Consider the following 11,685-nt stretch of genomic DNA (forward strand, 5'->3'; position numbering starts at 1 on the left):
CCCGGTCCTCGCCATGAACCTCCGATTTCCGCCTGCGCGCCGATGGGCCCTGGGCCTGCTGCTGGCGTGCGCCGCCACCGGCCTCGCCCAGGCCGCCGACAAGGTCCTGATCGTGGTCAGCGGCGAAGGCCGCGACCAGGGCCGGACCCGGCCCGGCTTCGAGATGGACGAGTTCGCCCAGGCCTATCTGATCTTCCGCGACAACGGCCTGGCGGTGGAGGTCGCCAGCCCGCGCGGCGGCGCGGTCGAAGCCGACCGGTACGACCCGAGGCTCGACTTCAATGCGCGCCTGCTCGAAGACGGCCAGGGCCCGCGCCTATTGGGCGCGAGCTTGGCCACCGCGGCCGTGCGCGCCGAAGACTACGCTGCGGTCTACGTGGTCGGCGGCAAGGGCGCGATGTTCGATCTGCCGGGCGATCCGGCGCTGCAGCGGCTGCTCGCCGAGGTGTACCAGCGCGGCGGCGTGGTCGCCGCGGTCTGCCACGGCCCGGCGGCGCTGGTGGACGTGCCTCTCGACGACGGCTCCTACCTGGTCGCCGGCCGCGCCGTGACTGGTTTCAGCAACGAGGAAGAAGCGGTCTTCGGCAAGCGCTGGGCCAAGCAGTTCCGGTTCCAGCTCGAAGACGCCCTGCGTGGACGCGGCGCACGCTGGCAGGAGGCGCCGCTGATGATGCCGGGGCTGGCCGTCGACGGCCGCCTGATCACCGGCCAGAACCCCTACGCCGCTGCAGCCGTCGCCGAAACCATCGTCGCCGCGCTCGGGCGCACGCCGGTCGCGCGCACGCCCTGGCGCGACGAACGCAGCCTGGCCCTGGTCAAGCGCTTGCTCGCCGGCGAGCGCGAGGCCGCGCACAAAGCGCTCGCCGACGAGCCGGACGCCTACCACGTGCAGTTGATCGGGTTGATCGGTTATTACCAGATGCAGGCGCATCCGGAGCCCGCGCGCACCCGCGCCGCGCTGGCGATCATGCAACTGGCCGCGCCGTACATGCCCGAACCGCAGTTGCGCCTGGGCATGGCCGAGGCGCACTGGCGGCTCGGCGACGAGGCCCGGGCGCGGGCGCTGATCGGCGGGGTGCTGGTCAGCCATCCGGACATGGCCGATGCTAAGCGCCTTCTCGAACGGATCGACGGCTGAGCGCTGATGCACGACCGCCTGCGCATCCTCGTGATCGAAGACCATCTGGCGCTGCGCACGGCCATGGCGGCGATGTTCGAATCGCACGGCCACGCGGTCGATTTCGCCGCCGACGGCCGCAACGGCCTGCAACTGGCTCTGGACGATCCGCCCGACGTGCTGGTGCTCGACCTGACCCTGCCCGGCCTCGACGGCCTGCGCGTGTGCGCCGAGCTGCGCGCTCGCGCCGACCGCCACGTGCCGATCCTGATGCTGACCGCGCGCGACGGCCTGGACGACAAGCTGCGCGGCTTCGAGGCCGGCGCCGACGACTACCTGGTCAAGCCCTTCGCCGGCGAAGAACTGCTGGCGCGCTGCCTGGCCCTGTCGCGCCGGCATCGCGCCGGCGAGCCGCACGACCTGCGCATCGGCAGCCTGAGCATCGACCGCCGCAGCGGCGAAGTACGGCGCGAGGGACAACTGCTGGACCTGCAGCACACGCCCTTGCGCATCCTGACCATCCTCGCCGAGGCCTGGCCGCGCACCCTGACCCGCAGCGAGCTGATCCAGCGCCTGTGGGGCGACGCGCCGCCGCAATCCGACCCACTGCGTTCGCACCTGTACCTGTTGCGGCAGGCGCTGGACAAGCCGTTCGCGCGACCGATGCTGCGCACCGTGCACGGGGTCGGCTTCAGGCTCGAAAGCGACCAGGCGGCGGCGCCGTGAACGCCGCGGAAAAGCGGCCGAGGCGGCGCCTGCGCAATCGCCTGATGCTCGCCTTCGCCGGCTTCGCCCTGTCGGTCGCGACCTTGTTCGGGCTGTATGCGGTGACCTTCATGTACGCGACCGAGGACGCGTTCTTCGACTCGATGCTGGAACAGGAAGCCGCGGCGCAACTGCGCCGGCACGCGCTCGACGGGCGCTGGGCCGAACCGCAGCAGGCCTTCATGCGCGTGTACACCGACCCCGCACAGTTCCCTTCCGACCTGGTCGCCGCGCGTCGCTCCGAGCCCTGGCGCTCGGAATTCGCCGGCCGCGACGGCCGCCATTACCACGTCAAGGCGCTGCGACCGCCGGCGCCGGCGACGGGCGCCTGGCTGGTCGCCGAGGTCAGCCGGCAACTGGTGGTGCGGCCGATGCGCGACCGCGTGCTGCAGTGGCTGGGCTGGTCGGCGCTGGCGGTGGTTGGTTTGGCCTTGGCGCTCGGCGCCTGGCTGGCGCGGCGCAGCACCGCGCCGCTGTCGCGGCTGGCCGCACTGGTCGACACGATGTCGCCGAACCGCTGGCCGCAGCGCATCGCCGCGGGTTTTCCCGACGACGAGGTCGGCGTGCTCGCGCGCGGCCTGGAGGCGATGACCCGGCGCACCCAGGCCTTCATCGACCGCGAGCAGGCCTTCACCCGCGATGCCAGCCACGAACTGCGCACGCCGCTGGCGGTGATCCGCAGCGCCGGCGAACGCCTGCTGGCCGAACCCGCGCTGTCCGCGGCCGGCCGCGCGCAGCTGCTGCACCTGCGCCAATCGGCCTGGCAACTCGAACAGACCGTCGCCACCCTGCTGACCCTGGCGCGCGAAGCGCCGCCGGTGCGGCCCGATGCGCCGATCGCGCTGCTGCCGGTGCTGGAGCAGGTGGTGATCGAGCAGGCGGTCTGGCTCGACGGCAAGCCGGTCGAGGTCGAAGTCGAGGTACCCGCCGAGGCGCGCATCGACCTGCCGCAGCCGGTGCTGTACATCCTGTTGTCGAACCTGATCGGCAACGCCTTCGCCCACACCGACAGCGGCTCGGTCGAGATCGGCGTCGTCGGCGAGCGCCTGCGCATCGCCAACCGCGGCCATCCGATCCCGGCCGAGCTGCGCGAGCACCTGCACGAGCCGTTCCGCAAACGCGAAGGCAGCGCCGGCCTCGGCCTCGGCCTGGCGATCGTGCAGCGACTGTGCGAGCGCTACCGGGTCGACCTGCGCCTCGACGAGGAGGCCGGGGCGATGGTGGTCAGCCTGGCCCTGGCCGGCGTTGCGGGTTGGCCTGAGGATTGGCCTGAAGACTCGCCCGGAGCCGCGCCGGAGGCGTCCGTGCGCGCGGATTAGCCCCGCATCGGCGCCGCTGGCCGGTCGGTGCGGTTTTCGTGCGGTTTCGGGCCGGAAACCTCATGGGCCTCGTTGCCGGGCGCGGCGACAAGGTATCGTTCCGCACCGCTCATCGTCCGGACGCCCGACATGTCCCTGCCCGAAGTCCCGCCCGCCCGCGCCGCCACGCTCATGAACGGCGCGGCAGCCTCCCAGCTCGGCCATGCCTTGAAGTCGCGCCAGCTGGTCATGATGGGCCTGGGCAGCGCGATCGGCGCCGGTCTGTTTCTCGGTTCGGGCGTCGGCATCCGCAGCGCCGGTCCGGCGGTGTTGCTGTCGTATCTGATCGCCGGCGCACTGGTCATCATCGTGATGCGCGCGCTCGGCGAGATGGCTGCGGCGCGGCCGACCAGCGGCGCGTTCTCGGTCTACGCCGCCGATGCCATGGGCCCGACCGCAGGCGCCACCCTCGGCTGGCTGTGGTGGGCGCAGCTGGTGATCGTGATCGCGGCCGAATCGGTCGGCGCCGCCGGCCTGCTCGCGACGGTCTGGCCGCAATTGCCGGTGGCGCTGATGTCGCTGGTATTCATGTCGGTGTTCACCGGGGTCAACCTGCTCGGGGTACGCAACTTCGGCGAGTTCGAGTTCTGGTTCGCGATCCTCAAGGTCGCCGCGATCCTGGCCTTCATCGCCATCGGCGTGCTGCTGGTGTGCGGGCTGTTGCCGAACGTGCCGTCGCCGGGCCTGTCGAACTTCGTCGACCACGGCGGCTTCGCGCCGAAGGGCTGGGCCGGGGTCGGCGCGGCCTTGCTGGTGGTGGTGTTCGCCTTCGGCGGCACCGAGATCGTGGCGGTCGCCGCGGCCGAAACCCAGGACCCGGAGCGCAGCATCACCCACGCCATCCGCACCGTCGCCTGGCGCATCCTGGTGTTCTACATCGGCTCGCTCGCGGTGATCATCGCGGTGGTGCCGTGGACCAGCGAGTCGCTCAATTCGCCGTTCGCCGCGGTCCTGCAGGTCGCGCGCATTCCCGGCGCGGCGACCGCGATCACCCTGGTCGCGGTGGTCGCCCTGCTGTCGGCGCTCAACGCCAACCTCTACGGCGCCTCGCGCATGATCTATTCGCTGGCCGAACGCGGCGAAGCGCCGCGTGGGCTCGCCCACCTCAGCCGCAGCCGCGTGCCGACGGTGGCGGTGCTGGCGAGCGTGGCCTTCGGCTTCGTCGCCACCGCGTTGGAGCTGTTGTATCCGGACAAGGTGCTGCCGGCCCTGCTCAACGTGGTGGGTTCGACCTGCCTGCTGGTGTGGGCGCTGTCGCTGGTCTCGCAGCTGATCCTGCGCCGCCGCGCCGACCGCGCCGGCACGGTGCTGCCGTTCAAGATGTGGGCCTTTCCGTATGTGACCTGGTTCGGTCTGGCGATCCTCGGCCTAGTGTTCGTGCTGGCCCTGTCGATCGAGGGCCCGCGCCTGCAACTGCTGTCGACGATAGCCCTGACCCTGCTGATCGCCGCGGCCAGCGAAATCGCACGGCGGATGCGCGGCCAGACTGCCGGCGCGAATTGAGATTAGATATCTACCTTAAACTATTGATTATTAAGTTTGAAAAAATCTCGACTTAAGGTGGTTTCGGGCAGTGCGGCGAACATCGTCCTGCTCGGCGCATAGCCCGAAGGACCTGCCGCACGATGAGTATCGGCGAACCCTGCATCGATCTGGTCGGCGCGCTGCTGTGGCGTCGCGGTCGGGTGTTGCTGGGTCTGCGCGCGGCGCACAAGCGGCTGGCACCGGGTTGCTGGGACATGCTCGGCGGCCACGTCGAGGCCGGCGAGACGCCGGAACAAGCGCTGTGGCGGGAGTTGCGCGAAGAAGCCGGGATCGGCCCGCCCCGGCTCGATGCGTCCGACCACCGGGCCGCGACGGCCGCGAGCGTACTGGCCGAGCTGGCAATCGACGGCCTGGCCCTGCGCATCTATCGGGTCGAGGCCTGGGACGGCGAACCCGAGGCGCGCGGCGACGAGCACCGATGCCTGCAGTGGTTCGAACCGGCGCAGGCGGCCGCGCTGCCCGACCTGGCCGATCCGCGCCTGCGCGAACTGCTGCTGCGGCTGGCCTGAGCCGGCTCAGCCGCTGGTGAACTGCTCGATCAGCATCCGCTCTTCGAGGTTGTGCTCGGGGTCGAACAGCAAGGTGACGGTGCGGTCGCGCGACTCGCGGATCATCACCTCGACCACGTCGCGCACCTCGTGCGAATCGGCGGTGGCGCTGACCGGGCGCTTGTAGGGGTCGAGCACGCGGAAGCGGATCTCGGTGTCGGCCTTGAGCAAGGCGCCGCGCCAGCGCCGCGGCCGGAACGCCGCGATCGGGGTCAGCGCGATCACCGCCGAGCCCAGCGGCAGGATCGGCCCGTGCGCGGAGAAGTTGTAGGCGGTGCTGCCGGCCGCGGTCGCGACCAGCACGCCGTCGCAGATCAACTCGTCGAGCCGGGTCTGGCCGTTGAGATCGATGCGGATGTGCGCGGCCTGGCGGGTCTGGCGCAGCAGCGACACCTCGTTATAGGCCAGCGAGCCGAAGGTCGCGCCGGACTCGGTCTGGGCGACCATTTCCAGCGGCCGCAGCACCGCCGGCTCGGCGTTTTCCAGGCGCGCGAACAGGTCCTCGCCGCTGTGCTGGTTCATCAGGAACCCGACCGTGCCGAGTTTCATCCCGTACACCGGTTTGCCGAGGCCGCCGTGGCGGTGCAGTGTCTGCAGCATGAAGCCGTCGCCGCCGAGCGCGACCAGGACGTCGGCCGCATCCGGCTCGTGCTGGCCGTGGCGTGCGACGAGCTCGGCGAGCGCGCGCTGGGCGTCGTCGGTGTGACTGGCGAGGAAGGCGATGCGTTGCGTCGCGGTCATCGGCGGCTCCGGAAGGATGCCGCCAGCATAACCCGGAGGGCGTGGCGGATTGCGCACGGCCGGTCGCAACCGCCGGTGAAGCAGCGGCTTCAGGGGTAGGAGCGGCGCGAGCCGCGACAGCGTTCCTGCCGTTTGCCTCGTCGCTGCGATGTCGCGGCCGCGGCTCGCGCCGCTCCTACTCCAAAGCGGAGCGTTTCTGCCGCGACATGACGGAGCGCACAAAAAACCCCTCTCCCGGGCGGGAAAGGGGCTTCGGGTCCATCGTCATCGGCGCCTGCGTCAGCGCTGGATCAGCCGCGCGCAGCCAGCTGCGACAGACGCTGCACCGCGACCGAGGCGGTCGGGTAGTCCAGCGACTTCTGCGCGGCCAGCTCGTTGAGCATGGCCAGGGTGAAACGCAGCGAGACGTCGTCGCGGCCGAGCCAATGCTTGATCTTGGCGTCGGCGTTGGCGCCCGGCATCGACAGCACTTGGCCGACCAGGATGCGCTGCTGCGCGCCCAGTTCCTCGCGCAGCACGCCGCGTGCGACCGCATGCCAGCGGCCGTCGACGGTCAGCGCGTCGATCTGCTCCTGCAGCCACGGCAGGCGCAGCGCTTCGCCGAGGCGGAAGTGGACCTTGGCCACCTCGACCGGCTTGAGCTTGCGCTCGCGCGCCAGTTCGATGATGTCGCAGCTCGGCTCCAGGTACGGCAACGCGGCCAACTGGGCGGCCAAGGCTTCCGGCACGCCCTTGGCCTTCCAGTCGGCGAATGCGGCGTCGTGGGCCGGACGCTGGCCGTCGCCGAGGATGCCGTGGCCGGCGCGGATGTTCTTGAAACCGTCGTGGTAGCGCTCGACCGCGGTGGTGATGTCGGGGATCGTGCCCGGACGCGACAGCAGCCAACGGGTGAACGAGCGCTGCAGGTTCCAGATCACCTGCAGGGCGTCGATCTGGGTCGACTCGGCGACCTTACCGTCGAGCGCGTCGATCTGCGCCCACAAATCGCGCGCGTCGAGGGTCTCGCGGGTGATGGTGAAGGCCTTGGCGACCTCGCCCGGAGTACGGCCGCTGTCTTCCTGCATGCGCAGCAGGAAGGTCGCGCCCATCCGGTTGATGGTCGAGTTGGTCACCGCAGTGGCGATGATCTCGCGCTTGAGGCGGTGGTTCTCCATCGCCTTGGCGTACTTGCTCTGCAGCGGCTGCGGGAAGTAGCGCACCAGTTCCTTCGACAGGTAGGGGTCTTCCGGCACGTCCGAGTCGAGCATCTGCTGGAACGCGACCAGCTTGGAATACGACAGCAGCACCGACAGCTCCGGACGGGTCAGGCCCTGGCCGCGCGCCTTGCGCTCGGAGATCTCGGCGTCGGACGGCAGGAACTCGATCTGGCGGTCGAGCAGCCCCTGCGCTTCGAGGGTACGGATGAAGTGCTGCTTGGAGCCCAGGCGCGTCTGGCTCATCCGCTCCATCAGGCTGATCGCCTGGTTCTGCCGGTAGTTGTCGTTGAGCACCAGCTCGGCGACCTCGTCGGTCATCGAAGCGAGCAGCTTGTTGCGGTCGGCCAAGGTCAGCTTCTTCGCCTGCACCTGGCCGTTGAGCAGGATCTTGATGTTGACCTCGTGGTCCGAGGTGTCCACGCCGGCCGAGTTGTCGATGAAATCGGTGTTGAGCAGCACGCCGTGCTGCGCCGCTTCGATGCGGCCGAGCTGGGTCAGGCCCAGGTTGCCGCCCTCGCCCACCACCTTGCAGCGCAGCTCGCGGCCGTCGACGCGCAGGCCGTTGTTGGCGCGGTCGCCGACGTCGCTGTTGGTTTCGCCGCTGGACTTGACGTAGGTGCCGATGCCGCCGTTCCACAGCAGGTCGACCGGCGCCTTCAGGATCGCGCTCATCAGCTCGACCGGGCTCATCGCGGCGACGCCGGCGTCGATGCCGAGCGCGGCCTTGATCTCCGGCGACAGCGGGATCGACTTGGCCGACCGCGGGTACACGCCGCCGCCCTTGCTGATCAGCTTCTTGTCGTAGTCGTCCCAGCTCGAGCGCGGCAGCTTGAACATGCGCTCGCGTTCCTTGAACGTGCGCGCCGCGTCCGGGTTCGGGTCGAGGAAGATGTGGCGGTGGTCGAATGCGGCGAGCAGGCGGATGTGCTCGGACAGCAGCATGCCGTTGCCGAACACGTCGCCGGACATGTCGCCGATGCCGACCGCGGTGAAGTCCTGGGTCTGGCTGTCGCGGCCCATCGCGCGGAAGTGGCGCTTGACCGACTCCCAGGCGCCCTTGGCGGTGATGCCCATGCCCTTGTGGTCGTAACCGACCGAGCCGCCGGAGGCGAAGGCGTCGTCGAGCCAGAACTTGTGCTCGGCGGCGATGCCGTTGGCGATATCGGAGAAGGTCGCGGTGCCCTTGTCGGCGGCGACCACCAGGTAGGGGTCGTCCTGGTCGTGGCGGACCACGTCGCGCGGCGCCACGATCTTGCCGTCGACGATGTTGTCGGTGATGTCGAGCAGGCCGTTGATGAACATCTTGTAGCAGGCGATGCCTTCGGCGAGCACGGCGTCGCGGTCGGCGCCGGCCGGCGGGCGCTTGGCGAAGAAGCCGCCCTTCGAACCGACCGGCACGATCACGGTGTTCTTGACCATCTGCGCCTTGACCAGGCCCAACACCTCGGTGCGGAAGTCTTCGCGACGGTCCGACCAGCGCAGGCCGCCGCGGGCGACCGGGCCGAAGCGCAGGTGCACGCCCTCGACGCGCGGGCCGTACACGAAGATTTCGCGGTACGGACGCGGCTTGGGCAGGTCCGGCACCAGCGCCGAATCGAACTTGTAGCTGACGTAGCCGCGGTCGGCGCCGTCGGCGCCGCGCTGGTAATAGCTGGTGCGCAGGGTGGCGTTGATCGCGCCGACGAAGCTGCGCAGGATGCGGTCTTCGTCGAGGCTGGAGACGCGGTCGAGCAGCGCCTTGATCGCATCGACGGTGGCCTTGGCCTGTTCGTCGCGCTTGCCGTTGCGCGCCTCGATGACCGGCTTGACCGCGGCCATCACTACGGCGTCGCCGCCGGACAGGGCCTGCAGTTGCTGCACCAGGCGCTCCTGGCCGGCCTTGATCTCTGCCTTGCTCTCGCTGCCGGTGCAGGGATCGAAGCGGGCCTCGAACAATTCCACCAGCAAGCGCGCGAGCAGCGGATAGCGCGAGAAAGTCTCCTCGACGTAGCTCTGCGAGAACGGCACGCCGACCTGCAACAGGTACTTGCAGTACGCGCGCAGCATCGCGACCTGGCGCCAGGACAGGTTGGCGGTGAGGATCAGGCGGTTGAAGCCGTCGTTCTCGGCGTTGCCGCGCCAGATCTGCGCGAACGCGTCCTCGAAGTTCTCATCGAGGCTGTCGATGTCGATGTCGTTGTTGGCGGTCTCGACCTCGAAGTCCTGGATGTAGACCGGCTGCTCGTCGACGCGCAGGCGGTAGGGGTGCTCGGAGATCACCCGCAGGCCCATGTTCTCCATCATCGGCAGCGCGTCCGACAGCGGGATGTCGTCGAGCTGGCGATAGAACTTGAAGCGCAGGCCGCCCTCGCCCTGGCGGGTGCGGCACAGGCTCAGGCGCAGATCGTCCGGGCCGGCCAGCGCGGCCAGGTGAGCGATGTCCTGGGCGGCGACGGCGGCCGAGACTTCCTCGATGTAGCCGGCCGGCAGGGCGCGGCCGTAGCGGTTGGCCAGGGCCAGGCCCTGCTGCTCGCCATGGCGCTGGACCAGCGCATCGCGCAGTTCGTCCTGGCGGTTGCGCACGATCTCGGCCAACTCGGCCTCGATCGCGACGTGGTCGATCTGAATCGCTTCGCCCGACTTCGGCCGCACGATCACGTGCATCTGCGCCAGCGGCGATTCGCCGATGTGCACGGTGGTGTCGATGTATTCGCCGTGCAGGCGGCGTTTGAGCATCGCCTCCACGCGCAGGCGCACGTCGGTGTTGAATCGGTCGCGCGGGATGTAGACCAGGCCCGAGAAGAAACGGCCGTAGCGGTCGCGGCGCAGGAACATCTTGCTGCGCACGCGCTCTTGCAGGCCGAGGATGCCCGAGGTGGTCTTGAACAGCTCCTCTTCGCTCGACTGGAACAGCTCGTCGCGCGGCAGGGTTTCCAGGACGTGGCGCAGGGCCTTGCCGCTGTGGCTGTCCGGGGCCAGGCCCGACTGTTCCATCACGTAGGCGTGGCGCTGGCGCACCAGCGGGATGTCCCAGGGCCGGCGGTTGTAGGCGCTGGAGGTGTACAGGCCGAGGAAACGCTTTTCGGCGACCGGGCGGCCCTGCTCGTCGAAGCTCAGCACGCCGATGTAGTCCATGTAACCCGGACGGTGCACGGTCGAGCGCGCATTGGTCTTGGTCAGGATCAGCGCATCGACCGAACCCGACTGCGGGATGTAATGCGCGGCCAGCGAGGTCAGCGGACGCGGCTTGCCGGCGTCCTTGCCGCGCAGCAGGCCCAGGCCGCTGCCCTTGATCGCGCTGAGCAGGTCCTGGCCGTCGCGCTTGATCACCTCGTACTCGCGGTAGCCGAGGAAGGTGAAGTGATTCTCGGCGGCCCAGCGCAGGAAGGCCTGCGCTTCGCGCTTGCCGTCTTCGTTGACCGGCATGCGCTCGGAGATCAGGCCGTCGGCGACCTCGTTCATCTTGTCGCGCATCTGCGACCAGTCGCGGACGATAGCGCGCACGTCGGCGAGCACGGTCTCCAACGCCTTCTTGGCCGCGGCCATCGACTCGTTGGTCAGGCGGTCGATTTCCAGGTGCATCAGCGACTCGGCCACGCCCTGCCCGACCGCGAGCAGCTTGCCGGCCTTGTCCCGCTGGAAGGTCACCACCGGATGGCCGAGCACGTGCACGCCGATGCCCAGGTCGGCCAGGGCCATGGTCACCGAATCGACCAGGAACGGCATGTCGTCGTTGGCGATCTGCAGCACGGTGTGCGCCGATTCCCAGCCGTGGGTCTTCAGGGTCGGATTGAACAGGCGCACCAGCGCCGAACCCGGCCGGCGGTCGCGCGCGTAGTCGAGGAAATCGGTCGCCAGCGCGGCCCAGCCGTCGGCCTGGTGCTGCGGCATCTCGTCCAGGCTCATGCGCTTGTAGAACGCCTTCGCGAACGCCTCGGCCTGCGCGTGGCGCGCCTTCGGCAGGCGCTTGCGCATCGCGGCGATGATCGGCTCCAGCGAGACGCCGGCGCTCTGGGTTTCGACCGGCGCGGCGGACTTGGCGGCCGGCTTGGCGGCGCTCTTCGCCGCCGGCTTGGTCGCGCCGGACTTGCCTGCGGCAGGCTTGACTGCCTGTTTGCCCGCCGGCTTGGCCGAGGCCTGTTTGGCGGGTTCCTGCTTGGACGCGGCTTTGGGTTTGTTGCTCATGGGAACTCTGAGGTCCGGATGGTATGAGGCCCACGCTTTCGCGCGGGCCATGAGAAGAAGTTAGAGCTTGCGGATCGAGGCTTGCAGGGCGGCAATGGGCGCGGCGCCGTAGTCGAGCGAGGCGCCCACGCGGCCGCGCGCCATCGGGCGCGGGCCGCGCACGGCGGCGGCGTTCGAAGCGCGCAGGCCCATGCCGCCGTCCTCAGGACAGGCGGTGGGCCGTGACGAGCCGAAACGTTTCATCGGCCGGT

General features: G+C 69.7%; 8 protein-coding genes. 5 read left to right on the plus strand and 3 right to left on the minus strand.

The features are described 5' to 3' along the window. The first annotated feature begins 13 nt into the window (after nucleotides 1–13). The 5 genes from AC6CH2_RS03095 to AC6CH2_RS03115 all read left to right on the plus strand — a co-directional run bounded on the left by AC6CH2_RS03095 (nucleotide 14) and on the right by AC6CH2_RS03115 (nucleotide 5,294). Nucleotides 14–1,138 carry a type 1 glutamine amidotransferase domain-containing protein gene (locus AC6CH2_RS03095; protein WP_498267889.1) on the plus strand — a complete coding sequence of 375 codons (1,125 nt, stop codon included), beginning with the start codon at nucleotides 14–16 and terminating at the stop codon, nucleotides 1,136–1,138. An 18-nt stretch (nucleotides 1,139–1,156) separates the two neighbouring features. Next, nucleotides 1,157–1,843 carry a response regulator transcription factor gene (locus AC6CH2_RS03100; RefSeq protein ID WP_498268199.1) on the plus strand — a complete coding sequence of 229 codons (687 nt, stop codon included), beginning with the start codon at nucleotides 1,157–1,159 and terminating at the stop codon, nucleotides 1,841–1,843. Further along, nucleotides 1,840–3,201 carry a HAMP domain-containing sensor histidine kinase gene (locus AC6CH2_RS03105; protein WP_498267890.1) on the plus strand — a complete coding sequence of 454 codons (1,362 nt, stop codon included), beginning with the start codon at nucleotides 1,840–1,842 and terminating at the stop codon, nucleotides 3,199–3,201. The genes AC6CH2_RS03100 and AC6CH2_RS03105 overlap by 4 nt, the downstream gene beginning before the upstream one ends. 171 nt (nucleotides 3,202–3,372) lie before the next feature. After that, nucleotides 3,373–4,743: an amino acid permease gene (locus tag AC6CH2_RS03110; RefSeq protein ID WP_498268200.1), complete on the plus strand. Its 1,371-nt coding sequence runs from the start codon at nucleotides 3,373–3,375 to the stop codon at nucleotides 4,741–4,743. Nucleotides 4,744–4,865: 122 nt separating this feature from the next. After that, the gene (locus tag AC6CH2_RS03115) at nucleotides 4,866–5,294 is read left to right on the plus strand and encodes an NUDIX domain-containing protein (protein ID WP_498267891.1); all 429 of its coding nucleotides are present in this window, start codon (nucleotides 4,866–4,868) and stop codon (nucleotides 5,292–5,294) included. Nucleotides 5,295–5,300: 6 nt separating this feature from the next. Here AC6CH2_RS03115 and AC6CH2_RS03120 read toward each other — a convergent pair whose 3' ends face one another. From AC6CH2_RS03120 to AC6CH2_RS03130, 3 genes are all read right to left on the minus strand, one after another. Further along, nucleotides 5,301–6,074 carry an NAD kinase gene (locus AC6CH2_RS03120; protein ID WP_498267892.1) on the minus strand — a complete coding sequence of 258 codons (774 nt, stop codon included), beginning with the start codon at nucleotides 6,072–6,074 and terminating at the stop codon, nucleotides 5,301–5,303. Nucleotides 6,075–6,364: 290 nt separating this feature from the next. Further along, nucleotides 6,365–11,434 carry an NAD-glutamate dehydrogenase gene (locus AC6CH2_RS03125; RefSeq protein ID WP_498267893.1) on the minus strand — a complete coding sequence of 1,690 codons (5,070 nt, stop codon included), beginning with the start codon at nucleotides 11,432–11,434 and terminating at the stop codon, nucleotides 6,365–6,367. A gap of 60 nt (nucleotides 11,435–11,494) precedes the next feature. Then, nucleotides 11,495–11,677, minus strand: coding sequence for a hypothetical protein (locus tag AC6CH2_RS03130; RefSeq protein ID WP_498267894.1), 183 nt, complete (start codon nucleotides 11,675–11,677; stop codon nucleotides 11,495–11,497). Nucleotides 11,678–11,685 lie beyond the last annotated feature (8 nt).

This window comes from Lysobacter sp. GQ73, assembly GCF_059758755.1.